27 protein-coding genes are annotated in these 26569 nt (G+C 41.8%); 4 read left to right on the top strand and 23 right to left on the bottom strand.

The features are described 5' to 3' along the window. Nucleotides 1-92 precede the first annotated feature (92 nt). A complete protein-coding gene (locus tag R1T16_RS03605) occupies nucleotides 93-1262 on the bottom strand; it encodes an MFS transporter (protein WP_317499708.1) in 1170 nt (389 codons plus the stop codon). Between the two features lie 102 nt (nucleotides 1263-1364). Here R1T16_RS03605 and R1T16_RS03600 point away from each other — a divergent pair, with 102 nt between their 5' ends. Continuing rightward, a complete protein-coding gene (locus R1T16_RS03600) occupies nucleotides 1365-1736 on the top strand; it encodes a hypothetical protein (protein ID WP_317499707.1) in 372 nt (123 codons plus the stop codon). Here R1T16_RS03600 and R1T16_RS03595 read toward each other — a convergent pair whose 3' ends face one another. Both R1T16_RS03595 and R1T16_RS03590 read right to left on the bottom strand, forming a co-directional pair. After that, complete coding sequence (locus tag R1T16_RS03595) at nucleotides 1737-2762, bottom strand: cytochrome d ubiquinol oxidase subunit II (RefSeq protein WP_317499706.1); 1026 nt, start codon at nucleotides 2760-2762, stop codon at nucleotides 1737-1739. It abuts the gene before it with no gap. 3 nt (nucleotides 2763-2765) lie between these two features. Further along, the gene (locus tag R1T16_RS03590; RefSeq protein WP_317499705.1) at nucleotides 2766-4067 is read right to left on the bottom strand and encodes a cytochrome ubiquinol oxidase subunit I; all 1302 of its coding nucleotides are present in this window, start codon (nucleotides 4065-4067) and stop codon (nucleotides 2766-2768) included. A gap of 276 nt (nucleotides 4068-4343) precedes the next feature. On the opposite strand from R1T16_RS03590, the gene R1T16_RS03585 reads away from it, so the two are divergent. Together R1T16_RS03585 and R1T16_RS03580 are read left to right on the top strand one after the other, a co-directional pair. Then, nucleotides 4344-4775: a membrane lipoprotein lipid attachment site-containing protein gene (locus R1T16_RS03585; protein WP_317499704.1), complete on the top strand. Its 432-nt coding sequence runs from the start codon at nucleotides 4344-4346 to the stop codon at nucleotides 4773-4775. 136 nt (nucleotides 4776-4911) lie between these two features. Continuing rightward, a complete protein-coding gene (locus tag R1T16_RS03580) occupies nucleotides 4912-5664 on the top strand; it encodes a glucose 1-dehydrogenase (protein WP_317499703.1) in 753 nt (250 codons plus the stop codon). A 68-nt stretch (nucleotides 5665-5732) separates the two neighbouring features. On the opposite strand, the gene R1T16_RS03575 is transcribed toward R1T16_RS03580, so the two are convergent. After that, nucleotides 5733-6695 (bottom strand): OmpA family protein, encoded by a 963-nt coding sequence (locus R1T16_RS03575; RefSeq protein WP_317499702.1) that lies wholly within the window; start codon nucleotides 6693-6695, stop codon nucleotides 5733-5735. A 41-nt stretch (nucleotides 6696-6736) separates the two neighbouring features. Beyond that, entirely contained in the window at nucleotides 6737-7498 is a 762-nt protein-coding gene (locus R1T16_RS03570; RefSeq protein ID WP_317499701.1) for an exodeoxyribonuclease III, read from the bottom strand. 190 nt (nucleotides 7499-7688) lie between these two features. On the opposite strand from R1T16_RS03570, the gene R1T16_RS03565 reads away from it, so the two are divergent. Next, the gene (locus tag R1T16_RS03565; protein WP_317499700.1) at nucleotides 7689-9512 is read left to right on the top strand and encodes a lysophospholipid acyltransferase family protein; all 1824 of its coding nucleotides are present in this window, start codon (nucleotides 7689-7691) and stop codon (nucleotides 9510-9512) included. Between the two features lie 80 nt (nucleotides 9513-9592). Here R1T16_RS03565 and R1T16_RS03560 read toward each other — a convergent pair whose 3' ends face one another. The 18 genes from R1T16_RS03560 to aspS all read right to left on the bottom strand — a co-directional run bounded on the left by R1T16_RS03560 (nucleotide 9593) and on the right by aspS (nucleotide 26518). Next, the gene (locus R1T16_RS03560; RefSeq protein WP_317499699.1) at nucleotides 9593-10963 is read right to left on the bottom strand and encodes an NADH-quinone oxidoreductase subunit N; all 1371 of its coding nucleotides are present in this window, start codon (nucleotides 10961-10963) and stop codon (nucleotides 9593-9595) included. A 12-nt stretch (nucleotides 10964-10975) separates the two neighbouring features. Then, the gene (locus R1T16_RS03555; protein WP_317499698.1) at nucleotides 10976-12421 is read right to left on the bottom strand and encodes an NADH-quinone oxidoreductase subunit M; all 1446 of its coding nucleotides are present in this window, start codon (nucleotides 12419-12421) and stop codon (nucleotides 10976-10978) included. A gap of 10 nt (nucleotides 12422-12431) precedes the next feature. Beyond that, a complete protein-coding gene (gene nuoL / locus R1T16_RS03550) occupies nucleotides 12432-14315 on the bottom strand; it encodes an NADH-quinone oxidoreductase subunit L (RefSeq protein WP_317499697.1) in 1884 nt (627 codons plus the stop codon). A 6-nt stretch (nucleotides 14316-14321) separates the two neighbouring features. Next, entirely contained in the window at nucleotides 14322-14642 is a 321-nt protein-coding gene (gene nuoK / locus R1T16_RS03545) for an NADH-quinone oxidoreductase subunit NuoK (protein ID WP_317499696.1), read from the bottom strand. Between the two features lies 1 nt (nucleotide 14643). Continuing rightward, nucleotides 14644-15147, bottom strand: a complete 504-nt coding sequence (locus R1T16_RS03540; RefSeq protein WP_317499695.1) for an NADH-quinone oxidoreductase subunit J — start codon at nucleotides 15145-15147, stop codon at nucleotides 14644-14646. 1 nt (nucleotide 15148) lies between these two features. Next, nucleotides 15149-15694 carry an NADH-quinone oxidoreductase subunit NuoI gene (nuoI, locus tag R1T16_RS03535; RefSeq protein ID WP_317499694.1) on the bottom strand — a complete coding sequence of 182 codons (546 nt, stop codon included), beginning with the start codon at nucleotides 15692-15694 and terminating at the stop codon, nucleotides 15149-15151. A 42-nt stretch (nucleotides 15695-15736) separates the two neighbouring features. Beyond that, on the bottom strand, nucleotides 15737-16777 hold the full coding sequence (gene nuoH, locus R1T16_RS03530) for an NADH-quinone oxidoreductase subunit NuoH (protein ID WP_317499693.1): 1041 nt from the start codon (nucleotides 16775-16777) through the stop codon (nucleotides 15737-15739). Between the two features lie 2 nt (nucleotides 16778-16779). After that, the gene (locus R1T16_RS03525; RefSeq protein ID WP_317499692.1) at nucleotides 16780-17823 is read right to left on the bottom strand and encodes a 2Fe-2S iron-sulfur cluster-binding protein; all 1044 of its coding nucleotides are present in this window, start codon (nucleotides 17821-17823) and stop codon (nucleotides 16780-16782) included. A 101-nt stretch (nucleotides 17824-17924) separates the two neighbouring features. Further along, on the bottom strand, nucleotides 17925-19292 hold the full coding sequence (nuoF, locus tag R1T16_RS03520; RefSeq protein ID WP_317499691.1) for an NADH-quinone oxidoreductase subunit NuoF: 1368 nt from the start codon (nucleotides 19290-19292) through the stop codon (nucleotides 17925-17927). Nucleotides 19293-19317: 25 nt separating this feature from the next. After that, on the bottom strand, nucleotides 19318-19842 hold the full coding sequence (locus R1T16_RS03515) for an NAD(P)H-dependent oxidoreductase subunit E (RefSeq protein ID WP_317499690.1): 525 nt from the start codon (nucleotides 19840-19842) through the stop codon (nucleotides 19318-19320). A 91-nt stretch (nucleotides 19843-19933) separates the two neighbouring features. Beyond that, the gene (locus R1T16_RS03510; protein WP_317499689.1) at nucleotides 19934-21169 is read right to left on the bottom strand and encodes an NADH-quinone oxidoreductase subunit D; all 1236 of its coding nucleotides are present in this window, start codon (nucleotides 21167-21169) and stop codon (nucleotides 19934-19936) included. A 35-nt stretch (nucleotides 21170-21204) separates the two neighbouring features. After that, entirely contained in the window at nucleotides 21205-21726 is a 522-nt protein-coding gene (locus R1T16_RS03505) for an NADH-quinone oxidoreductase subunit C (protein WP_317499688.1), read from the bottom strand. A gap of 7 nt (nucleotides 21727-21733) precedes the next feature. After that, nucleotides 21734-22285: an NADH-quinone oxidoreductase subunit B gene (locus tag R1T16_RS03500; RefSeq protein WP_317499687.1), complete on the bottom strand. Its 552-nt coding sequence runs from the start codon at nucleotides 22283-22285 to the stop codon at nucleotides 21734-21736. A 62-nt stretch (nucleotides 22286-22347) separates the two neighbouring features. Then, nucleotides 22348-22713 carry an NADH-quinone oxidoreductase subunit A gene (locus R1T16_RS03495; protein ID WP_317499686.1) on the bottom strand — a complete coding sequence of 122 codons (366 nt, stop codon included), beginning with the start codon at nucleotides 22711-22713 and terminating at the stop codon, nucleotides 22348-22350. A gap of 296 nt (nucleotides 22714-23009) precedes the next feature. Further along, the gene (locus tag R1T16_RS03490) at nucleotides 23010-23204 is read right to left on the bottom strand and encodes a cold shock domain-containing protein (RefSeq protein WP_317499685.1); all 195 of its coding nucleotides are present in this window, start codon (nucleotides 23202-23204) and stop codon (nucleotides 23010-23012) included. Nucleotides 23205-23491: 287 nt separating this feature from the next. Next, on the bottom strand, nucleotides 23492-23950 hold the full coding sequence (locus tag R1T16_RS03485) for an outer membrane beta-barrel protein (RefSeq protein WP_317499684.1): 459 nt from the start codon (nucleotides 23948-23950) through the stop codon (nucleotides 23492-23494). A gap of 19 nt (nucleotides 23951-23969) precedes the next feature. Next, nucleotides 23970-24635 carry a porin family protein gene (locus tag R1T16_RS03480; protein ID WP_317499683.1) on the bottom strand — a complete coding sequence of 222 codons (666 nt, stop codon included), beginning with the start codon at nucleotides 24633-24635 and terminating at the stop codon, nucleotides 23970-23972. A 128-nt stretch (nucleotides 24636-24763) separates the two neighbouring features. Next, nucleotides 24764-26518: an aspartate--tRNA ligase gene (aspS, locus tag R1T16_RS03475; protein WP_317499682.1), complete on the bottom strand. Its 1755-nt coding sequence runs from the start codon at nucleotides 26516-26518 to the stop codon at nucleotides 24764-24766. Between the last annotated feature and the right edge of the window lie 51 nt (nucleotides 26519-26569).

Below are 26569 nucleotides of genomic sequence, written 5' to 3'. Positions count from 1 at the left end.
TTATTGTAAAAGTGTAAAAATAGGGAATGTACAATGTGCAGCCAAAACATTAGGAAGACTTTAATCAAGCTGTAACCCCTAAAGCAATAATGCTAAGCTTTCCTCCTCAATCCCCACGCAGCAAGCGCTAAACATGCCAAACACCAAACCAGCATCTGCCAGGTAACCAGTCCCCAGCCTCCTGCATCCCAACATTGTATGCCTACAAATGTGCCCAATGCTCCACCTATAAAATAACTCGTCATGTAAGCGGTGTTAATACGGCTGTGCGCGGTGGCGTCAAGCGAATAGATAGTGGCGACATTGGTTACCTGTGTAGCCTGCACACCAACATCAAGCAACAAAACTGCGGCTACAAATGCAGTTACCGATAATGGGAACACCATAACGAGCAGCACCCCTGCCAGCACCAGGAGTATTGAGAATACCTGTGCACGTGCGGGACTTCCCTTATCGGCAAGTTTGCCAAAAATAGGGGCCAGCAATGCACCGCCTATAGCAAGCAAACCGAATAACCCAATGATATCCGACTTATAATTGAACGGCTCGCCGCTTAAATGAAACGTTAGCGTGGTCCAGAACGAACAGAAGATACCAAACGCGAGTCCGCCCAGTAGCGCCGTCCTTCGCAATAGCGGAAAGCGTTTCAGTTGTTGTAATGACGAACCCAGCAGTTTAATGTAATTTCCTTCAAACATGACCTGGTGATTATTGGGCAGTGTAAAATACAACGCTATTGCCCCAAGGGTAACCATACCCGATGATATTCCATATACGTAGCGCCAATTAAGCCAGTCGGCGATCAGTCCGCTAAAAACCCGTGCTGCAAGTATGCCTACGAGTATTCCGGTAAATATGATGCCTACATTACGTCCGCGGTTCTTACTGTCCATACTCGCCGCCAACGGGAGGATAACCTGGGCGGCAACACTCAGTAATCCTAAAAGAAGGCTGAACGCGCATATCCAGAAAAAATTCTGTACAAAGGTGATGCCTACAAGCGTAAGGATAAGTACGACCTGTAAGGAGAGTATCAGTTTCTTGCGGTTTATCTTATCGCCAAGGGGAGTAATAAAGAAAAGTCCCAAACCATAACCTGCCTGTGCCAGTACCGATATGATACCTGCACGGCTTTCCTGTACGCCAAAGTCGTGTGCAATGGCTTTGAGTATGGGCTGGTTGTAATATATATTGGCGACACAGATGCCTGCCGCTGCCGACATTACCGCGAGCTGTGTTTTTGTAATAGGGGTGTCCTGCATTGAAGAATTTTTTATGGAAGCATAAAGGTCGGGAATAATCCCTCACGCGAATGGTATATTTATGATAGATTGTTGTAAGTTTATGATACTAAAATCCAACTGATGCTGAAATTTACGTCTATACTTTACCGGACTGCCCTACTTATCCTGTTTGGACTATATGGCCTGCTGATGGTCGCCGCAAGTTCGGGCGGATATGGGAACAGCGATCCTAAACCAACTGAAATTGCGTTGCTTGCTGCAATGGCAGTGGTTTTTGTAACGCTTACACTTTTTCATAATACTAAAGGCGTAGTAGCAAAGAACAGGTACAGGTATATATCGGCTGCAATAGTAATTGCGCTTTTCCTGTCATTTTGTGTTGTAATTGCAATGACAAGGGCTGACGCTATACTTCTTGGTATATTTATACTGTTTAGCACAGTAAGTGTAATCCTTGCGTATCAATTGCTGCGCTATAAAATTTTGAAGTGATTATTCTTTTTCTTCAAGTATCTTGATCATCTTGAACGATTTTAAAAGGTGAAATAATCCGGGTATGATAAGCAGTCCCCCGATAATAAGCGAAATGCCCAATACGTCAATAACGCTTTGGGGTGCACGTCCTTCGAGAAGGCTTATAGGGCCTGTTTTGGTAATAATAAGGTTAGGGAAGTGCGTGCCTACCGCAGCCCAGAGTATAAGCAGTACCTGAAGCCCGGCAAAAAAACGGCAGGTTATAGTGTGGCCTTTTTTAATGCTTCGCCAAAGTGGAAACAGTAATAGGCCCGATAAGGCGACTGCACCAAGCGCATAAGGATTATTAAGAAAGTCGTTTATGAATTTCATGTCTTCAAGATAGCCTGCGGCAAGTACCGCCATGCCTAATATAACCACTACAAAAGTGGCAATGCCCGCTTTGCGCATATACATTCGTTTTTCATATTCGGTAGCTTCGCCGATAAGGAAAGTAGATGATAAGAAAACACATAATGCACTAAAGAAACAGCCTGCCAAAATAGGGAAAGGCTGCAACCAAGGATGAATGTAGATATCGGCAAAATTAGCTGTAGCCAGATTGTCAGGGATAATAATGTTTCCGCTAATCAGCGTGCCGAAACTCATGCCTAAAAAAATAGGCGTTACAAGGCACGAAAATTCAAACATTCGGTCATACAACTGCTGCGATTTGTCTTTAACGGCATCATAATGGCGGAAGACAAATGCCACGCCTCGAAGCGTAATGCCTAACAGTACCAGTGTTAATGGGATATGCAGGTAGATGATAATGACATTGTAAAATTCTGGAAATGCAATCCAGAGAATAACGATTAGTATAATGATCCAGATATGGTTTGCCTCCCAAACCGGACCCATAACACTATATACCGTCTTCTTAATAGACTTTTTATGATCGGCAGAAGAGAAGAGTTCGAGTATGCCCGCACCAAAGTCTGCACCGCCCAGCAGTACATACAAAAAAAAGGATAATACGGTAAACAACAATACTACATATAGCATAGCTTAAATTTTAGTATGGTTAAGCACTTTTATCTGTCGGGCCATAAGCCAGGTAACGGCTATGGTGAGCGTTATATACAGCAATACATACATATAAAAACTGTATATCATGCCCGGCATAGGGGTAACGGCATCTTTGGTACGCATTACATTATGGATTATCCATGGCTGGCGGCCTACCTCGGTTACGATCCATCCGGCCTCAAGGGCCAGAAAACCTACCGGACTCAGCAATGCAAAATACAGCCAATATCTCTTTTTGTCCTGCCAGTGTTTCTTCTTCAGGCTGATGAGGTAGATTACGGCCGAGAACATTAATAACGTTCCTAAGCCTACCATCATCTGGAAGGCGTAGTGTGTAATGGCCACCGGCGGGCGGTCTTCCTTAGGGAAATCATTAAGCCCTTTTACTTCGGCATTAAAGTCGCCAAAGGAAAGAAACGATAAGGCTTTCGGGATTTCGATCTTGTGGGTTACCTCGCCTTTTTCTTCGTTAACAATACCGCCTATATATAAAGGAGCGCCTTTTTCGGTTTCGTAATGCGCTTCAAGGGCGGCAAGTTTTGCCGGCTGGCGTTTTGCAATATCTTTTGCCGAAAGGTCGCCGCTTAAAGGCTGCAGTAGCGCGGCTACAGCGCCAAATACTATTGCGATCTTAAAAGCTTCTTTATGCAGGGGTGTGTTTCGGGTTTTGTAGATCTGCCAGGCGTGGATGCCTGCTACAGCAAACGATGTGGCGGCAAAAGCGGCAAGCGTCATGTGCAGTGCCTGTGTAAACCATGCGGGGTTAAGGAATGCCTTGACAGGGTCTATGTTGAGGAATTCGCCGTTGATGTAATCAAAACCCGAAGGGGCATTCATCCAGCTGTTTGCCGAAACGACCAGTATTCCAGAAAGTATTCCTGATACGCCTACAATTATTCCTGTAACCAAATGGAAACGCTCATTAAGCTTGTTCCATCCGTAAAGGTAAAAGCCCAGGGCAACAGCCTCTATAAAAAAGGCGGCACCCTCCAGCGAAAAGGGCATCCCAATTATGGGTCCGGCATGTATCATGAACTTCGGCCAGAGCAGCCCCAGCTCAAACGAGAGGGCAGTACCCGATACGGCTCCGGTAACGAAAAAGATAGCGACACCTTTTTGCCAGGATTTGGTAAGGGTTAAGAAAATTGGGTTTTTGGTCTTTAGCCATTTATAGTGCGATATCACCATAAAAAAGGGCATTACCATGCCAATACAGGCAAATACAATGTGAAAGATAAGAGTGAATGCCATCTGCATTCTCGCTGCATCTAAATTATCCATGTGCGGTGTGATTTAGGCCACTCAAAGATAAATCACAAACGCCGTATCACCTGAGGTTAAAGGTTAAAATATGTCAAATTCTTTTGGTTTAAGAGTGTTCAAATAAAAGTGAGGTTACTATTATCGTTTTAGTGATAAATGCGCCTGCATATTTCTAAGCTAATTTATAACACATGTCAATTGTAAAATTAAATTTGTACGTATTGCCGAGATGATAATGTGGTATGTTATGTCAATAAGTGAATGGATATGCTCCAACTGAAAAGAATTAGTAAAATGAAAAGGATAATTTATTTGTTAGGTGTTATGTTGATAGTATCTGGATGCAATATTGCTGCGGGAAGTTATCCGTATGCTGAAATCTATGAGATTAATAGTAAAGAATCAGATTTAGAAGAAAAAATTAAAGTCTTTAAGGAACAAAACAGTGTGTTTGAAGTACCAAAACAAGTAGGATTAATTGATAGCAGAAGTGATTATAAAGATGATCTTTGGTATCATGTCTATTTCTATTTTAAGGATACTGACCAAATTATTTATACTTGGTTAAGAACTTCAGAAGAAAATACAACTTCTTTCGGGCTGGTTTCAGTAAATCAAGGGCTGCAATTAGGGAATTGGAAAACAATTAATGACGATTTATCAGATGAAGAAGATAGATTAATTAAGGATAAGTTTGAAAAATTGATTTTAAATAAGCTGAAATAAGAATCAATAACTCGAAATTTAAAGGTTCATTTGAACAATAAAACAGCACTGTTAATCTTGTGTAAATAATTGTTGTACATACAAGTTTCTATTGCTTCATTTTGTAACTTTATAAGACATTTAAAAATTATTTATCATGTCATTACTTAAAGATAAAGTTGCGGTAGTTTCGGGAGCAGGTTCCGGAATTGGGCGTGCCATTGCAGAGACTTATGCTAATGAAGGTGCAAAAGTTGTTATTACAGATATAAATGAAGACCACGGTAACCATACCGTGAAAGCAATACAGGAAGCCGGAGGAGAGGCTTTTTTTGTTAAGGCCGATTCTTCTTCGGCTGAAGATAATAAAAGGCTGGTAGAAGAAATCGTGAAAAAATATGGCCGACTTGATGTTGCCTGCAACAATGCAGGTATGGGCGGCCCGGCTACACCGACAGGAGAATATGAGCCTGAAAGCTGGGATAAAGTAATTGCCCTTAACCTTAGCGGTGTGTTCTATGCCTGCCGCTACCAGATTGAACAGATGACTAAAAACGGCGGTGGAAGCATCGTAAACATTGCATCTATCCACGGTACGGTTGCTGCGCCAAACAGCGTGGCCTATACCGCATCTAAACATGGGGTAGTGGGGCTTACAAAAAACATTGCTGCCGAATATGGCGAGAAAGGCATCCGATGCAATGCCGTTGGCCCGGGTTATATAGAAACACCATTGCTTACAGATCACCTTAACAAAGACATGATGGAAGCTGTAGCCCGCAAAAGCCCAATGAACAGGTTGGGAACACCGCAGGAAATTGCCGATCTGGTTACGTTCCTTAGTTCAGATAAGTCGTCGTTTACTACAGGAAGCTACATTATTGCCGATGGTGGCTATACTGCTATCTAAATGGCAACACCTATCATTAAAATAAGAAACCACCGCACAAGCGGTGGTTTTTGCTATAATAGGAAATATTAGATTTCGTTAAGCATTTTAGAAAGCTCATCCAGCTTAGGCGTAAGGATTATTTCTATCCTCCTGTTTTTAGATTTGCCTTCGGCAGTGTCATTACCTGCAATTGGGGCAAATTCGCTTCGCCCTGCAGCAGTAAGGTTTTTAGGGTCTACCCCTTTGTTTTCTTTAAGGATGTGAACGATTGCTGTGGCACGTTTAGTAGAAAGGTCCCAGTTGTCTGAGATCTCGTTTGAGCCTTTGTAAGCGGCGTTATCGGTATGTCCTTCAATAAGTACTGCGATATCCGGGTTTGCAGCCAGAACTTTGGCTACTTCAACTACTGCTTTTTTACCTTCGGTACCTACAGTCCAGCTTCCCGAGCCAAAAAGCAGCTTGTTTTCCATAGAAACATATACTTTACCATTTTTTTGTTCTACAGTAAGTCCTTTACCTGTAAAGCCATTTAGTGCTTTAGATAAAGTTTCTTTCAGCTTTTTAAGTCCGGCTTCCTGGGCAGCTATCATGCCTTCAAGTTCGTCAACACGCTGGGAGCGCTCCTGAAGTTCAGCTTTTATCTTATTAAGCCTGTCCTGCTCGGCAGCAAGCGCTTTTTCTTTTGCCTCAAGCTCGGCTAACAGTTCGCGGTTCTTTTTGCTTATGCTTGCATTGGTCTCACCGCTTGTTTTTTCGAGGTCGCTGTAAGACGACTGCATTTTATCAAGGCCAGATTTTGTAGATGCGTAGTCTTTAGACAGTTTATCTCTTTCGGCTTTTAGCTTGTCCAGCTGTGCCTGGAGGTCTTTAGATTTAAGGTCAAGCTCATTACGGTCTTTGGTTATACCCTTGTTTTCATCGGAAAGAGCCCTGTTCTCTTTTTTAAGGTCGGCATATTTGCTCTCCAGGTCGGTGTAAACTTTTTTAGATACACAGCTGGTCATTAGCAGTAAGGCCATTACGCCCGCCGAAATTGTTTTCATCTTCATTGTATAGTAATTTGTGTGTGTTCTTTTATTGGTAAGCTAATTTACTCAAATTCAACCAGTATCGGGCAGTGGTCGCTGTGTTTGGCTTCGGGTAAAATTACGGCTCTTGTAAGTCGCTCACGCATAGGCTCTGTAGCCAGTGCATAATCAATACGCCACCCTTTATTGTTACCACGTGCACCTGCACGGTAGCTCCACCAGCTGTAGTTGTGGGGTTCTTTATTAAAGTGACGGAACGTGTCTATGAAGCCATTCTTCATAAACGTGTCCAGCCATGCCCTTTCCTCTGGTAAAAAACCTGATACCTTAGCGTTACGCACCGGGTCGTGGATATCTATCGCCTCGTGGCAGATGTTATAATCGCCGCAAATGATGAGGTTAGGTATTTCTTTTTTAAGATTGTCTATATAGTCATTAAAATCGCGCATGTACATAAACTTGTGGTCCAGCCTGTCTATGTTTGTACCCGACGGCAGATATAGGCTCATTACAGAGAAATCATCAAAGTCAAGCCTTAGGTTGCGGCCTTCAAAGTCCATATGTTCTATGCCTGTTCCATAAACAATATTGTTGGGTTTGTGCTTAGAGAAAACAGCTACACCGCTGTATCCTTTTTTTTGTGCCGAAAACCAATAATGGTAGGGGTAGCCTGCGTCTTCAATCTCCTGTATTGCTACCTGGTCCTGTGTAGCTTTTATTTCCTGAAGACAAATGATGTCCGGATCAGCCTGTTTCAGCCAGTCCATAAAACCTTTTGTAAAAGCGGCGCGAATACCGTTTACATTGTAAGAAATAATCCTCATTATGTGTAGTTTGATTTTCAAATGTAACCAAAAAACCAAACAAATGGAATCTTTTGAATATAATTGAGTGTAATGCGCTTTGTAACAATAACATACTTAAGTTTTTAATAATGCCAATTAAAAAAAACAATCATCCTTAACGTTTCGCTATAATTGTTATCTTTGTTGTTCGCCCGAAACACAAATGTAGATGAGTTTAGTCACAGCTAAAGAAGTTGCAAAAGCAATAAAGACTGATAAATACGGGTTTTTAGGTACTTTTTCAGGCTGGCTTCTGATGAAGGTCTTAAAGATCTCCACAATGAATAAGATATACGACAGGAACAAGCATCTCAGCGATCTTGAGTTCCTGAATGCCATACTTGATGAATTCCAGATAAAATTTGAAATCCCTGAAGAAGACCTTAAACGCCTTCCTAAGACCGGACCTTATATTACTGTGTCTAACCACCCGCTTGGAGGTATAGATGGTATCCTTCTGTTAAAGCTTATGCTGGAACAGGATCCTGACTTTAAGATTATTGCCAATTTTTTACTTCACCGTATAGAGCCGCTTAAGCCTTATGTAATGCCGGTTAATCCTTTTGAGAATCATAAGGATGCAAAATCCAGCGTTACAGGAATTAAAGATGCATTACGCCACCTTAGTGACGGTAAACCTTTGGGCATATTTCCTGCGGGCGAGGTTTCTACCTACAAAGATGGAAAGCTTGTTGTAGACAAACCATGGGAAGAAGGTGCGATGAAGCTTATTAAAAAAGCGAAAGTGCCTGTAGTGCCCATCTATTTTCACGCAAAGAACAGCAGGCTGTTTTATTTCCTTTCCCAGTTAAGCGATACGTTGAGGACAGCTAAACTTCCGTCAGAACTGCTTACGCAAAAAGACCGTGTTATCAAGGTTAGGATAGGAAAACCGATTTCTGTTGCAGAACAGGGCGAACATGAAACGCTGGAATCATACACCGAATTTATAAGGATAAAGACCTATATGCTTGCCAACCCTTTTGAAAAGGAAACCAAGCTTATAGATACATCAAACTTAAACCTTAAGATTTCTTCTTCAAGAGGGCCAAAAGATATCGCAAAGCCTGCCAATCATGACAAGATCATGGCTGAGGTTGCAAACCTGCGCAAAGAAGATTTCAGATTGCTGCAAAGCAAAAATTATGAGGTGTTTTTTGTGTCGGCAGATAAGATTCCTAATATACTCCATGAAGTAGGCCGCCTTCGCGAAATTACATTCAGGGAAGTAGGAGAGGGCACGAATGAATCACTCGATCTTGACCAGTATGATAAATATTATCACCATATGTTCCTTTGGGACGATGATACAAAACAGATTGCAGGGGCTTACCGTATGGGGCTTGGATCTGAAATTTATAACAAATATGGTATAGACGGTTTTTACCTTCACGACCTTTTCCGTTTTGAGCCGGAATTGTATGACATGATGAGTAAGTCTATCGAAATGGGCCGCGCTTTCATCGTAAAAGATTATCAACAGAAACCAATGCCGTTATTCCTGTTATGGAAAGGTATTGTTCACACTACGCTTCGATTCCCGGACCATAAATTCCTTATTGGCGGTGTAAGTATAAGCAACCAGTTCTCAGACTTTTCAAAATCGTTGATGATTGAGTTTATGAAGTCGCATTATTACGATCCTTACATTGCGCAATATGTGCATCCTAAAAAGGAATATAAGGTAAAGCTTAAAGATGCTGATAAAGACTTTGTGTTTAACGAAGCAGAAGCCGATCTTAACAAGTTTGACAAGTTTATAGAAGAGGTAGAGCCGGGCAACCTAAGGCTGCCGGTACTTATCAAGAAATACATTAAGCAGAATGCAAGGGTTATTGCCTTTAATGTAGATCCTTTATTCAATAATGCTATCGACGGTCTCATGTACATTCGTATCGCCGATCTTCCTGAAAGTACGGTAAGGCCAGTTATGGAAGAGTTTCAGGCGGAACTTGAACGCAAGCTCGCAGAAAAAGGAGAAGAACATTTATAGATAGAAATATCTTTATTTTATACCAATAGAAAAGCCCTCTTATGAGGGCTTTTCTATGTAGTGTAGTTTTTGTTTTATATCTATATAATGCCTACAACGTATGAAGGGAAAAGACCCAGAGCAATATTAAGAACGATTGAAAGAACTGCTACGATGGTATAAGCAGCGGGTACAGGTTGTTTTTCGGTGATATCCTCCTGTGTGTACATCGCAAGGATAAGTTTGAAATAATAGCCCACACTAATGATTGAGTTTATTATCGCAATGATAACAATGGCAATATGGCCTGAGCTGATTACCTGGTGGAAAAGGAAGAACTTGGCAAAGAACCCTGAAAAGATAGGGATACCCGCCATAGATAGCAATGAACAGGTAAGTATGCCTGCTAATAACGGATTTCTTTTTCCAAGGCCGTTAAATTTGTAAACTTCTTCGTCGCCTTTATCAGCACATACAGCAAGTACAACAGCAAATGCAGCAATACCAGCAAGGCTGTAAGCCGCAGTATAGTATAATAAGGTACCTGCAGTCATACGAGGGTCAAAGAATACCATAAGCATGAATCCGGCGTGAGATACTCCCGAAAATGCAAGCATTCGTTTTACATTGGTTTGTACTAGAGCGGTAAGGTTACCTATAGTCATAGATAATATAGACACGATACTGATTATTGTAATGTAGCTTCCCGGTACTGTACGGTTTATGCTTATCATCAGTTTAAAGAAAGCAGCCATTGCGGCAACTTTAGCAAGCGTACTCATGGTAGCTGTTGTAAGTGCAGGAGATCCCTGGTAAACATCAGGTGCCCAAAAATGGAACGGAACGGCAGCAACTTTAAACAGTAAGCCTATTGTTAGCATAACAACGCCTATAAAGAACCATCCCGGTACGTTTTGTCCTTCAAGCAGCGCGCCATAAATAGTGTGCGTATCAAAAGATCCTGTAGCGCCATAAATAAGAGCGATACCAAATAGTATAAATCCTGAAGCAAACGATCCCATAAGGAAGTATTTCATACCTGCCTCGTTACTTTTTAAGTCTTTAGGCTTGCTTGCAGCAAGCACGTAAAGAGAGATAGAAAGGATTTCAATACCTAAAAAGAACATCGCCAGGTTGCCAAAAGAAACCATTGCTATTGCACCTGTAAGAAGGAATAATTTAATGGCAACAAAATCTGATATTTTTGCTTTGTGCTCTTTGTGAAAACTTCCTGAAAGTGCCACAAGAAACATCGTTAACAGTATGAACAAACTTGAATAGGCAGCAGAAAAGCTGTCTGTAATTATCATGTTGTTATAAAAAGCATTTACTTTTCCAAAATCAGCCGCAGTAAGAACCAGCGTACCTGCTAAACCTAATAGGGTTACCGGTACAATGGCTTTTCTTAAGTTAAAAATTTCAGCTATAAGGCATATAATCCCTAATCCTGCAATAGCTATTAATGTATACATCTTATATTGGGCTTAATTATTTCTGTTTATCGAAACTAAAATCTCCTGTAGGTCTGGTGTAATGAAATCAACTATTGGCTTAGGGTATAAACCAAAGATGATCAATACTGCGATGATGGTAACAAATACAAATCCTTCGCCAAAGGTTACATCGGTAAACGGTTTTGCATTTGTCTCTCCAAGCATTACCTGCTGGAACATCCTTAGCATATAGAAAGCACCTAATATAATCGTGGTACCTGCTATTACAGCAAACCAAATGTTAGTTTGTGCCATGCTGTATAGTAATTCAAACTCGCCTACAAAGTTAAATGTTGCCGGTAATGCTACAGAAGCCAGTACCAGTATCATGAACATAGAGGTGAATTTAGGCGACTGCGACCTGATGCCGCCCATCTCGCTTATTTCTCCCGTATTGAAACGGCGGTTTATTATTTCTGCTGCATAGAACAAGCCTACCACTACAAAACCGTGAGCGATCATTTGCAATACTGCACCGCGAAGGCCGTCAAGCGTAAGCGTGTAACATCCTGCTGCAATAAGGCCTACGTGGGCAAGCGATGAATAGGCAAGAAGCTTTTTAAGATCTGTTTGCTTAAGGGCAAGTATAGAACCGTAAATAACCCCGGCAATACAAAGCGCTACAAATACATACATAAGTTCGGCTGCAGGCTTTGGCGCTATTGGCAGCTGCCACCTGATGATACTGTATATAGCCATTTTAAGCATTATACCCGATAATAACATCGTGCCGGCGGTCGGTGCTTTTTGGTACACATTTGCCTGCCACGTGTGGAAAGGTATAATAGGAATCTTGATAGCATAAGCTAAGAAGAAGGCAAGGAATACAAAGAACTGCTCGTTAGGTGTTAAGAATGCCTTGTATAAATGTATTGTAAGGAAAGATCCGGTTCTCTGGTACAAAATGATAAATGCAGCAAGCATAAACAGCGATCCTGCAAACGTGTAAATAAAGAATTTAATAACCGCTTTCTTTCTGCTTTCTGCATCCCCGTTACCCCACAGCAATGCAATGAAATAGATTGGTAATAAAGAAAGTTCCCAGAAGATATAGTATAAGAAGCCATCTACGCTTACAAAAGTTCCTGCCATTGCAAAAGCCATGAAAAGGATAAGTGCGTAAAACGCTTTTTGGTTAGCCAGCTTGTTCTTAAACGTAGTAAGAATAATTATAGGTGTAAGCGCTGTTGTAAGTAAAAGCATTGTAAGCGAAAGACCATCTGCCTCTAAAGCGATGAGGATATGAGGATCTTCAATCCACACTTTGATAAAACTTACAGGCTCAAGTCCTCCATTATATAAATAGGTAATATAAACAGTAGCTGCAAATGCTGCGGTACTAAAGATAAGTGCCGCTTTAGAAGCCCATTTGTCACCTACAAAGTAAGTGGCCAGTGCCCCGAATAATAAGATAATAAGTACAAATGATATGTCCATCAGTTATGAATTATTTTGCCAGAAATATATAAACAATTATTGAGCAGATACCCAGTACAAAAGCAAACAGATAAAACCCTATGCTTCCGTTCTGTAGTGTCCTTCCTTCGCCGCCAAGTATGTTAGCTACCTTACCCAGGCCAAAGATAAAGCCTGAGAATACAGCCTCGGTAACATCCCTGAAGAAGCTTCCTATTGCATATATTGGGTTCACAATTATGGCGGTGTAAATTTCGTCTACATAAAATTTGTTATATAAAACTTTTGCAAATCCTGTAATTTCACTGTCCTGTGCAGGCACGGCAGACTGTTTGATGTATTTGGCGTAGGCTATACCAATACCTATAAGTGCACCCACTACAGCGATACCCATAAGCATATATGCCGTTCCGTCAAGGTGGTGGTGGTGCTGTGCAGGACGGGCCAGTACAGGCGCAAGGTAATGGTTAAGCCAGTTACTGCCCGGGAAGTTAATGACACCTCCTATAAGTGCAAGTATGGCTAAAACGATCAAAGGGAAAGTGATAAGTGCCGGAGATTCGTGCAGATGGTGTTTTTGCTCCTCTGTACCCCTGAATCCTTTGTAGAAGGTAAGGTATAGCAGGCGGAACATATAGAATGCTGTCATTAGTGATGCTAAAGAAGCAATGACCCATAATGCTTTATTTTGGTGAAAAGCCGTCATTAAGATCTCGTCTTTAGAGAAGAAACCTGAGAATGGCGGTAATCCTGAAATAGCGAGTGTAGAGATAAGGAAAGTGATGAAAGTGATTTTCATTACTTTTCTAAGTCCGCCCATGTTACGCATATCCTGCTCTCCGTGAAGCGCGTGTATAACAGAACCTGAACCAAGGAATAAACAAGCCTTAAAGAAAGCGTGTGTTATAACGTGGAATACAGCGATCTCATAAGCGCCAAGCCCTAAAGCAAGGAACATAAGGCCTAATTGAGATACCGTTGAGTAAGCCAGTACTTTTTTGATGTCATTCTGAACAAGTCCTATAGCTGCTGCCACAAGAGAAGTTACAGCGCCAACTATCGCAATTATATTTTGAACATCAGGTGTAAGATTAAACAGGAAGTTCATCCTGGTAATCATAAATATACCCGCTGTTACCATCGTTGCTGCGTGGATAAGTGCCGATACAGGAGTAGGCCCTGCCATCGCATCCGGCAGCCACGTGTACAATGGTATCTGTGCACTCTTACCACACGCACCTATAAAAAGGCATAGCGCAGCAAGGCTCAGCCAGCCCATGTCTACCTGCGCACCCGATGAAAGTGCTGCATTGATAGTCGTATAATCTACAGAGTGGAATAAATAACCGATTATAAAGATCCCGATAAGGAAACCTAAGTCACCTATTCGGTTCATGATGAATGCTTTTTTAGCGGCATCGTTGTAATCCTGGTTCTTGTACCAAAACCCGATAAGCAGATAAGAGCAAAGACCAACACCTTCCCAGCCAATAAACATAATTAGCAGGTTGCTACCCATTACAAGTGTTATCATAAAGAAAACGAACAGGTTTAGGTAAGCAAAGAATTTGTGCAGGTTCTCATCATCATGCATATAGCTGATAGAGTAGATGTGTATCAGTGTACCGATACCCGTAACAAACATAAGCCATAACAAAGAAAGCTGATCCAGCTGAAAGCCGAAGTTAACTTTAAAGTTTGCAAGTGTAAGCCACTCGCACAGGTTGATCATTATCGGCTGCCCGGTGCTGATTACCTGAAGGAAAAAAGTAAGCGTTACCACAAATGAAGTAGCTACTGCAAGAGTTCCTAATGTTCCCGATGTACCTTTGCCTAATTTTTTCCCGAAGAAAATATTAAGCAGGAAGCCTGCAAACGGGGCAAATAATAATAGTAAAGCCAAATTTGTATCCATTAGGCGCTATCCTTTTAAATTTTTTAAATTATCAATGTCAATGTTGTTCAGGTTTCTGTATACTGCAACCAATATCGCAAGACCTACCGCAACCTCTGCAGCGGCAACCGCCATAGAGAAGAATACGAATACCTGGCCCTGTGCGTCCTGGTGGTATGTAGAAAAAGCCACTAAAAGCAGGTTAACTGCATTTAGCATGATTTCTATAGACATGAACATGATAATGGCATTTCTTCTAAAAAGAACACCAAATACACCTACACAAAACAATAATGTAGAAAGATAGATGTAGTTATCAATACCTATGTGCTGTAATATATTTTCCATATTAGTTGTTGATGTGTTCTTTTTTAGATAACAATACTGCACCTATCATAGATACAAGTAGCAGTACCGATGCAAATTCAAACGGAACCATGTACTCATTAAGCAATACCTGTCCAAGTACTTTGATAGACTGATAATCCTGTCCTGATACTTTGTAAGTAAGCTGTGGTTGAGCTTTGATAAATGTTGCAAGCAATACAAGCGCTACAAGGCAAAAAGAAACCACTGCAGCAATCCTGGAGAGTACTGATTTGTTCTTTTCGTCTTCCTTATTGAGGTTCATGAGCATTATGGTAAAGAGCATAAGGATCATGATGGCGCCAGAGTATACGATGATATGTACAATTGCAAGAAACTGAGCATTAAACATTAAGTAATGCCCGGCTATAGAGAAGAAGCAAAGTACAAGATAGATAGCACTATGAATAGGGTTTTTACTGAAAATAGTTAAAAACGCTGTCGCTAATGTAATGGCCGATAGAATATAGAATAAAGTTGTAAGCATCTTAGTTCGCCATTTGTGGTTTAGTATTGTTAATTGCCATATCAAGCGGCATAACAAGTTTGTCTTTACCAAAGATAAAGTCTTCCCTGTTGGTGTTTGATTTTACCATGACTCTTGATTTGGTAAGGTAAATAGCCTGTTTAGGGCAAGCCTCTTCACATAGTCCGCAAAAAATGCAGCGAAGCATGTTTATTTCATATATAGAAGCATATTTCTCTTCCCTGTACAGGTGTTTTTCATCCGGTTTCCTTTCGTCAGCCTTCATGGTGATCGCTTCAGCAGGGCATGACAATGCACAAAGTCCGCAAGCAGTGCAGCGCTCACGGCCTTCGTCATCACGCATAAGCATGTGCTGTCCGCGGTATACAGGGCTGAGTTCCCTTGTTTCCTCAGGATACTTGATCGTTACTTTCCTTGTAAATAAATGTCGGATCGTTATAAGTAATCCTTTAGCTATCGCCACAAGGTAAAGGCTTTCCAAAAAGGTCATCTTTTTGTTAGATACCTCCTTTTTCCTTCCTGATAATGATATGGTTTCTATTGACATTTTATATTCTTTTAGCCCTAAGGCGTTTCTTTTCTTACCTAATTATAGTTTTCCGTCGCTTAGCAGTATTACAATACCTGTAATAATAATGTTTGCTATGGCAAGAGGAATAAGCATTTTCCAGCCCAGTTTCATCAGCTGGTCATAACGGAATCTTGGTACTGTCCATCGCACCCACATATATAAGAAGATGAAAGCACATATTTTACCGAACAATACAAATATACCTATTATGTTGGCCACATTAGCCCCTGCATTTTCTGCCATCCAGTCCATGCCCGGATAGTTGTATGCACCAAAATACAGTACGGCAAGGATTGTAGAAGATATGAACATACTCGCATATTCTGCAAAAAGGTAGAAGCCCATTTTCATAGACGAATATTCTGTATGGTAGCCACCGATAAGCTCGGCCTCACATTCGGCAAGGTCAAACGGGGTGCGGTTTGTTTCTGCAAACGAACATACCAGGAAGATAAGGAAACCTACCGGCTGGTAAAGGATGTTCCATCTCCATCCGTGCTGCCCTTCTGCAATTTCGCGAAGGCTTAACGATTCGGTCATCATAATAAGCGCAATAAGTGCAAGACCCATGGCAACCTCATACGATATCATCTGCGATGAAGCACGCATGGCACTCATCAGTGAGAATTTGTTATTAGATGCCCATCCGCCAATCATGATGCCATATACACCTACAGACAATACGCCAAATACGTAAAGCATGGCAACATCAATATCTGTAGCCTGAAGGATTACATCACGGCCAAAAATGTGCAGTTTGTCTCCCCATGGTATTACGGCACTCGTCATAAGTGCCGTACTCATAGATATGGCAGGGCCTACTATGAAAAGGAATTTGTTTGGTGTATTAGGAAAGAACTCTTCTTTAGAGAAAAGTTTCAAACCATCGGCAAGAGGCTGAAGTATACCACCTTTACCGGCACGGTTAGGGCCTATACGGTCCTGAAGCCATGCGGCAATTTTACGTTCTGCCAGTGTTTCATACATGGCAAAAAGCATAGTGATAGCAAAGATCACTACGATAAAAATACCTTTTTCTATAATTATTGCCTGATCCATAGCTATATATTACCTTCTTTAAATACCTGTACCTCGTCTTTTTTAAGCGGGATAGCCGGCATACTGATTTTTTTCCTGTCCTGGTCACGGCCTAAAAGGATATTTTTTTCTGTTTCAATAGTAACAGTATCCAGTTTACGGGTGTAGTTATTCTGGTTGATAACAGAATCTTTCTCAAATTTCCTTGGCCCTTCAATAACCCAGTCCGCTGTTTCCTTGTGGTCAAAACGGCATTCGTTGCAGATAAATTCTTCTACCTCATGGTAAACGTCTTTACGTGCAGTAACTCTTTGTATCTCTTCACCAAACATCCAAAGTGTTGTTTTTCCGCAGCATTTGTCGCAATCCCTGTGAGCATTGTAGGGTTTGTTAAACCATACCCTTTGCTTGAATCTAAAAGTCTTATCGGTAAGCGCTCCAACAGGACACACGTCAATCATGTTTCCTGAGAATTCGTTATCAATCGCTTTAGAGATGCAGGTAGAGATCTGCGAATGGTCGCCCCTGTTCATAACACCGTGTACACGGTTGTCAGTAAGCTGGTCGGCAGTCATAACACAGCGGTAACAAAGAATACAACGGTTCATGTGAAGCTGTATCTTATCGCCTATGTTCTCAGGTTCAAAAGTACGTTTGTCTTCAATAAAACGCGTTTTAGAAGAACCGTTCTTAAAGCTAAGGTTTTGCAGGTCGCACTCTCCGGCCTGGTCACATACAGGGCAGTCAAGCGGGTGATTTATAAGAAGGAATTCGGTAACCGATTTACGTGCATCGATAACCCTTTCAGAGGTAATACTCTTAACCTCCATACCATCCATAACACCGGTAACGCAAGATGCCATAAGTTTTGGCATAGGGCGTGGGTCGGCCTCACTTCCTTTAGAAACCTCTACAAGGCAGCAACGGCATTTACCGCCACTTCCTTTAAGTTTAGAATAGTAGCACATCGCCGGCGGTACAGATTCCCCGCCGATCATTCGCGCAGCCTGCAGGATGGTGGTCCCCGGTTCTACGTCTATCTCCTGTCCGTCTATTGATACTTTCATTTTTATTCAGCCCCCTAACCCCCAAGGGGGAATCGGGATATTAATTATTATGTGAATTTTTGTCTCCATTCTCCTCCCCTTTTGGGGAGGCCGGGAGGGGCCTAAACTGTTTGTTTCGCCACTAAATGCTTAACCTGGTCAAAAGGCTCTGCTACAAAGTGGTCTCTGTTTTTTACCTTTTCAGGGAAACGAACGTGGTATTCAAACTCGTCCCTAAAGTGGCGTATGGCTGCTGCCACCGGCCATGCCGCTGCATCGCCAAGAGGGCAGATAGTATTCCCTTCAATCTTACGCTGAATGTCCCAAAGCAGTTCGATATCCTCTTCACGGCCATGGCCGTTCTCAATACGATGCAGTACTTTTTCCATCCATCCTGTACCTTCACGGCAAGGCGAACACTGTCCGCAGCTCTCGTGGTGGTAAAAGCGTGAAAAGTTCCATGTATTGCGAACGATGCAGGCAGTATCATTATATACAATAAAACCACCCGAACCCAGCATAGACCCAGTAGCAAAACCACCTTCAGAAAGTGATTCATAGCTCATTAAACGGTCTCCGCCTTCAGCATTTTTGTAGATAAGATGCGCAGGAAGTATAGGCACCGAAGATCCACCGGGAACCAATGCCTTTAATGGCCTGCTGTCCATCATACCGCCTAAGTACTCGTCAGAGTTCATGAACTCATCAACGCTAAGGCCTAATTCTATTTCATAAACCCCGGGGTTTTTAATGTGCCCGGAAGCTGATATAAGTTTTGTTCCTGTAGAGCGGCCTATACCTATTTTAGCATATTCCTCTCCGGAGTTGTTCACGATCCATGGCACAACAGCGATAGATTCAACGTTGTTAACCACTGTAGGGTTAGCCCATAATCCGCTAACAGCAGGGAATGGCGGCTTGATCCTTGGGTTACCCCTTTTACCTTCAAGTGATTCAATAAGCGCAGTTTCCTCGCCACAAATGTAAGCGCCCGCACCACAGTGCACGTGAAGATCAAGGTCGAAACCAGAACCTAATATGTTTTTACCTAACCATCCGGCAGCATACGCTTCTTTAATGGCTTTCTCTAATATGCGGAAAACCCACATATATTCACCACGGATGTAGATGTATGATAAGTTTGCTCCAAGGGCAAAGCTGGATGTAATCATTCCCTCAATCAAAAGGTGAGGGATGTACTCCATAAGGTAACGGTCTTTAAACGTTCCCGGCTCCGACTCATCGGCGTTGCAAACCAAATGTCTTGGCTTGCCTGATTTTTTGTCGATAAAACTCCATTTCATACCGGTAGGGAAACCTGCTCCTCCACGGCCTCTAAGTCCTGAAGTCTTAACTTCTTCCACAACTTCATCCGGGGTCATGCTTTTCAGCGCTTTCTCCACAGAGCGGTAACCACCATTCTGGCGGTATACTTCATAGGTTTTTATCCCCGGTACGTTTGCGTGCTCTAATAATATTTTTCTAGCCATTGTTACGTGGTATAATGGTCTCTAATTAGTGTAAATTAACCTGTCCGTTTTTGCACTCGTCAATAAGCGCATCTACTTTCTCTTTTGTCAGGTTCTCCCTGTAATAATCACCCAGCTGGAGCATAGGGGCATAGCCGCAGGCACCAAGGCATTCAACACCTACAACGGTAAACATACCGTCTGCAGTCGTTTCGCCTTCTTTTATGCCCAGTTTGTCACAGGTATAGTCCATAAGGTTCTCAGCCCCGCGAATGGCGCAGCATGATGTCCTGCAAAACTCAAACATGTATTTACCTATAGGCTTCTGGTTGTACATGGTATAAAACGATACCACCTCATACACCTCTACCGGCTTGATGCCTATTATCTCTGCAACCTTGTCCTGAAGCTCAATGCTCAGCCAGTTGTCGTGAGCATCCTGCACTTCATGAAGTATAGGAAGCAATGCCGATTTGCGTTTGTCGGCAGGGTAGTGGCTCAGCAGCTCGTCGATGCGCTCTGTAAGGGCAGTATCAATATTTATAACCTGTTTAGCGTGGCTAATCTCCATTTTCTTTTATTCTATTTTAAATTTTGAATTATAAATTTTAAATGCCTTGGCTAATTCATAATTTAAAATTCATCATTTATAATACTCTTTTTTAAGCGTCTAATTCGCCTGCAATAACATTCAGGCTTGATAATGTTGCAATGGCATCAGACAGCATCTGTCCGTTTACCATTTCGTTGAAGGCCTGGTAATAAATAAAACATGGCCTGCGGAAGTGCAGCCTGTAGGCAGTACGGCTTCCGTCTGTTATAAGGTAAAAGCCAAGTTCTCCGTTACCGCCTTCTACCGCATGGTATACTTCAGTTTTTGGTACCGGTACTTCGCCCATCACAATTTTAAAGTGGTATATAAGCGCTTCCATGTTGTGGTACACTTCTTCCTTAGGCGGAAGATAGTAATCAGGAACGTTAGCGTGGAAAGGGCCTTCCGGCATTTTTGCAAGCGCCTGCTTGATAATGCTCAAGCTTTCCCAAACCTCGGCGTTACGCACGCAGAACCTATCATACGTGTCTCCTGATTTTCCAACAGGAATATTGAATTCAAAATCTTCGTAAGAGCTGTATGGCTGCATAACGCGAACGTCGTAATCTACACCTGCAGCACGAAGGTTAGGGCCTGTAAAGCCGTAGCTCATGGCTCTTTCGGCAGAGATAGGTCCTACATCTATGGTACGGTCCATAAAGATCCTGTTGCGTGTAAGCAGGTTCTCAAACTCTGTCCATATCGCCGGGAACTCCTCAAGGAAGTCATTTATTTTTTTGAATGCGGCAGGGCTCCAGTCTCTTTCAAAACCACCTATACGTCCCATGTTGGTTGTAAGGCGCGCTCCGCATATCTCTTCATATATCTCGTATATTTTCTCCCTGTACTGGAACACGTAAAGGAAACCTGTAAGTGCACCTGTATCTACACCCAGTACCGAGTTGCATATAATGTGGTCTGCAATACGTGCAAGCTCCATTATGATAACTCTCATGTACTGTACTCTCTTGGGTACTTCTATATCCAGGACCTTTTCTAATGTCATCCACCATCCCATGTTGTTGATAGGGGCAGAGCAATAATTCATCCTGTCAGTAAGTGGTGTTACCTGGTAAAACGGCCTGTTTTCGGCAATTTTTTCAAATGCACGGTGAATGTAGCCTACTGTGCCTTCGCCATCAAGTATCCTTTCGCCATCCATTAACAGGATGTTCTGGAAGATACCGTGGGTAGCCGGGTGTGTAGGCCCAAGGTTAAGGATAGAAAGCTCGCTGCCATCTTCATTCTGCTTCTGCTCGATCATCTTGGCATAGCGATGCTCCGGTGGTAATAACAGGTCTGACATTTTATATAAAAATTTGTTCCTTGTTCTTCAATTAATTAACAGTTATCCTGCGTACGGCCAAAGAAACGGTCGTCCTTATCGGTTCTTCCGCCATCTTCCATCGGGAATTCCTTACGCATAGGAAAAGAGGTCATCTCGTCCATGTTAAGAATCCTTTTAAGCTGAGGGTGGCCTTTAAATATGATCCCGAAAAAGTCATACGTTTCGCGTTCCTGCCAGTTAGCGCTCAAAAAGTGCTCAGTAGCAGTGGCGATCTCAGGGGTGTCTCCGTTAAGGAAACATTTAAAACGAATCCTCACGTTGTCGTACCAGTTGTGCATGTGGTACACTACAGCAAACTGCCTGTCTTTTTCAGAATCAGGATAATGCACGCCGCATACATCTGTAAGGAAGTTAAAACGAAGCAGGGGGTCGTTCTTAAGGAAACCCATAACTTCAGACAAGCTGTCCGGAGCTGCTTCAAAAGTGAAAATATCTTTGATCTGGATAAAGCCATTCACGTTGTCACCGAATTTTTCGGTAAGCTTATCCTGTATAACTGTTGTTTCTAAAGCCATTTGTAACTTATGAAATATTATAAGAAGCCAATAGTTCTCTATATTCTTCTGAGCTTCTTCTGCGTACCGATTCTGATCTTACGATGTCCTGAAGCTTCATGATACCGTCAAGTATCTGTTCCGGCCTTGGTGGGCATCCCGGTACATAAACGTCTACCGGTATTACTTTGTCAATACCCTGAAGTACAGAATACGTGTCAAAAATACCTCCCGAAGAAGCACAGGCACCTACAGCGATAACCCAGCGTGGCTCAGCCATCTGCTCGTATACCTGGCGTAAGATAGGTGCCATTTTTTTAGCGATGGTTCCCATAACCAAAAGCATGTCTGCCTGGCGTGGAGAAAAGCTCATACGCTCAGATCCGAAACGTGCCACGTCATAATGAGAAGCCATGGTAGCCATGAATTCTATACCGCAGCATGATGTTGCAAAGGGAAGTGGCCAAAGTGAGTTGGCACGGGCCATACCTACAACAGTATCAAGTTTTGTTGCAAAAAAGCCTTCGCCTGAATGTCCTTCAGGAGCGTCAACTATTTTTATGTCTGATGAATTGCTCATTGTAATTTAGTTTTTGATTATCAGGTATATAGTTGCAAAAACCATACCTTGTCCTCCTTCATTTATTCCCACTCTAAACCTTTTTTCTTCATTACGTAGAAAAAGCCTACGACAAGAAGAACCATAAAGATTCCCATTTTTATAAGACCTTCAACACCCATTGCACGGAAGTTTACCGCCCATGGGTACATGAATATAACTTCAACGTCAAACAATACGAACAGGATAGCTACAAGGAAATATTTTACCGAAAACGGGATACGTGCATTTCCTACCGATTCTATACCGCACTCAAAGTTTTTGTCTTTGTTCAAAGAATTTCTTTTAGGCCCCAATTTGCCTGATACGAAGATTGTACCCGCAACAAATCCTACGGCAAGGATCATTTGCATCAAAATTGGAAAATAATTTACCTGAGTTGTATGCATATCATGTGTGTAATTTATAAACAATTCACAAATATACACGTCACAGCTGAACAAACTCAACGTTTTTTTGAGAGAAAAGGATTGAAAGGTTAATTTTTATTGGTTCTAAATAAAATTGCTGTTTTGCAATTTTAACAACTCTGCATAATTTTTATAATTAGTTTTTATCGGTTGCCAAATTCTTAAAAAAATGAAGTAAATAATGTGTTTAGGTTTGTTTTTAAACCAAAAAAACCGCTCTTTGGGAGCGGTTTGTGTGATAAGAGGTAATGGCAATATTTTATTATATATATAGCTTATAGTGCTGCTACCTGGGCAGCAACTTTACCTTTTTTTCCTTCTTCTTCTACATAGCTAACACTATCGCCTTCACGCAGGTTTTCTGCTTTTACGCCTGTAGCATGTACAAAGATGTCTTTTCCTGTTTCATCGTCTGTTATGAATCCATAACCTTTGGACTCAATGTAGAATTTAATTTTGCCTGTTCGCATTGTAATAAAAAATAATTAATAATATTTCAAAGATAAACTTTATTGTGATATTACAAAATATAGCGTTAATTTTTTTGATTAAAACTTCTAATTATCATAATGTTGCTTTGTATTGTTAGGGAATTAGGTCTTGGTAAAGAAATATATAATTTTACTGGATTACAGGTCAAACTGCCAGTTGGCAATAAGATTGATGCTGTTGGTTTTTGCTTTAAAATCATCAGCAATCGTAGAAAGGCCAAAGTTATCCCTTAGTTCCATATTTAGGTTTTGCGTATCGCTGAGCTTTATTTTTTTGCCAATACCAAGGTTAACCCCATAATCAAGTGTATGGCAAATAAACCTATAGTAACAAAGTAGCCTTTGTTGCTGCCAATGTAGTATTTAAGATTTACAGGAATGCTGATATAATTCAGTATATTAGTTATTTTAGCGGTTCCATCTATCATTATTTCCTGCGCCATGCCATTTTGGCCTGCTACTATAATCATGTAGCTGTAGTCTTCTTTTTTAGTTGGGTTTTTTCTTTCATAGTTAATATTGGCGCTAAAGGAGAGGCGTTCACTAAGACGTGTCTCCATCGAAAAACCAACGAGATAACCCATCCCGTAATTAAAATTAGCGGCATAGCTTTCGCCTCTTACGTCAGAGAGTACCGCTCCGGTGTTGATCCCAAATTTCACTTTATTTTGTGCGATAGCCAATAGTGGCAGGGTCAGCATAAATAGGAATAGTGCTTTTTTCATGAAAGTATAGTGCTTTTTACTACAAATCAAACTGCCAGTTGGCGATAAGGTTGATGCTGTTTGTCCTTACCGTATCAGATGTAGGATAATTATTATTGCTAATATTAGCAAAGCCCAGGTTGTCTCTTAGCTCTATATTCAGGTTTTGTGTTTCGGTAACTTTTATCTTTGTGCCAAAGCCAAGATTAAGGCCAAAATCTAATGTTTTAAAGCCTGAATTTCCTGAGTCATTTACCTTGTCTCCGTCAACCCTTAAGCTGCTATCGATAAGGAATGCGGCAAAAAGTCCGCCGGTAGCAAAGAAGTTCTTTTTACTGCCTATGTAGTACTTAAGATTTAGTGGGATAGCAATATAATTAAGTGTATTAGTAACCCTAATGCTTCCCGTCCTGAATGCCGGGTCGTTAGGATCAGGGACTTGGGGGTCTGGCCCCATAAAGGTTATCTTTTGGGTTGGGCTTTTCTTTTCATAATTAATGTTTGCTGCGAAAGAAAGCCTCTCGGTAAGCGGTAGTTCAGCAGATATGCCAACAAGGTAATTGGCTCCATATTTAAAGTCGTCGGCATATTCGCTGCCGCGAATGTCTGATAATGTTGCCCCGGCATTGACGCCAAATTTTACTTTGTCCTGGGCGGCGACCAATACCGGCAATGCAAGCATTAGTAATAATTGTAATTTTTTCATGTTTGGTTGATGGATTTAGTTTGCTGCAAATATACTATTTCTCATAGGTGGGTTTATTAAAAAATATAATCCAACAAAAAAGGCAGCACTTTACATCGTGCTGCCTTTTTTGTTATGCTGAAAATAGCTTATTGCGCTACATTCGTTTTTATGCTAAGTTCTGTAAGCTGTGCGTCATCAATAACAGATGGTGCATCTATCATTACGTCACGGCCTGAATTGTTTTTAGGGAACGCAATAAAATCACGGATGGTTTCCTGTCCGCCAAGTATCGCTACAAGCCTGTCAAAACCAAAGGCAAGTCCGCCGTGTGGTGGCGCGCCAAACTGGAATGCATCCATAAGGAAGCCAAACTGTGCTTTAGCCTGTTCCTCGGTAAAGCCAAGATATTTAAACATTAGTGCCTGTGTAGCTTTGTCATGTATCCTGATAGAACCTCCGCCTATTTCATTGCCATTAAGTACAAGGTCATACGCGTTTGCCCTTACAGCGCCCGGGTTTGTTTCAAGAAGCGCAATGTCTTCCGGTTTAGGCGATGTGAACGGGTGGTGCATCGCGTGGAAACGCTCGCTGTCTTCGTCCCACTCTAATAATGGAAAATCTACAACCCATAACGGGGCAAATACTTCAGGATCTCTAAGGCCAAGGCGTGTTGCAAGTTCCATGCGCAGTGCGCTAAGGCGCGTGCGTGTTTTGTGTGCATCGCCGCTAAGCACCAAGATAAGGTCGCCCGGTTGTGCGCCTGTAATCTCTGCCCATTTCTTAAGGTCTTCCTGATCGTAGAATTTATCTACCGATGATTTTATAGAACCATCAGCTTCATATTTTGCATATACCATACCGCTGGCACCTACCTGAGGGCGTTTTACCCACTCGATAAGTTCGTCGATGTGTTTGCGTGTATAGGCAGCAGCACCCGGAACGGCGATACCTACAACAAGTTCAGAGCTATTAAATACTGCAAATTCTTTATGCTGTGTTACTTCGTTAAGTTCGCCAAACTCCATCCCGAAACGGATATCCGGTTTGTCGTTACCATATTTTTTCATGGCTTCGTCGTAGGTCATCCTTGGGAATTTACCTGTGTCAATACCCTTAACCTGTTTTAGCAGGTGGCTGGCAAGCCCTTCAAAAACTCCTATAATGTCTTCCTGCTCTACAAAAGCCATCTCACAGTCAATCTGTGTAAATTCCGGCTGGCGGTCAGCACGAAGGTCTTCGTCACGAAAACATTTTACGATCTGGAAATATTTATCCATACCCCCTACCATAAGCAGCTGCTTAAAAGTTTGCGGTGATTGCGGAAGAGCATAAAACTGACCTGGGTTCATACGTGAAGGTACCACAAAGTCACGTGCGCCTTCCGGTGTAGATTTTATAAGTACAGGAGTTTCTACCTCTACAAATCCCTGGTTAGAAAGAAAGTTCCTTACTTCCATTCCCACTTTGTGACGAAACATAAGGCTGTTCTTAACCGGGTTACGGCGAATATCAAGATAACGGTATTTCATACGGATATCTTCTCCGCCATCGGTTTCATCTTCTATAGTGAAAGGAGGGATTATTGATGCGTTAAGGATAGTAAGCTCATTTACCAGGATCTCGATATCGCCGGTAGCCATAGCTGCGTTTTTAGATTCGCGCTCTATAACTGTACCTTTTACCTGAATAACAAATTCACGTCCTAATGTAGCTGCTTTTTCAAAAACATCTTTTTGTGTACGCGCCTCATCAAAGATTAATTGTGTTATACCGTAACGGTCTCTAAGGTCTACCCATATAAGGAATCCTTTGTTACGTGATTTTTGCACCCATCCGGCTAATGTTACTTCCTGGTTGATATGTGAAGCGTTGAGCTCTCCACAATTATGGCTTCTATACATTATTTAACTTGATAAATTTTTACGAATGCAAATTTAGCAACTAATGTTTAC

Origin of the sequence: Flavobacterium sp. DG1-102-2 (assembly GCF_033042555.1) — a bacterium.
Taxonomy (GTDB): domain Bacteria; phylum Bacteroidota; class Bacteroidia; order Flavobacteriales; family Flavobacteriaceae; genus Flavobacterium.
The sequence above is the reverse complement of the archived record's forward strand: the minus strand, read 5'-3'. Positions and strand labels throughout refer to the sequence as shown.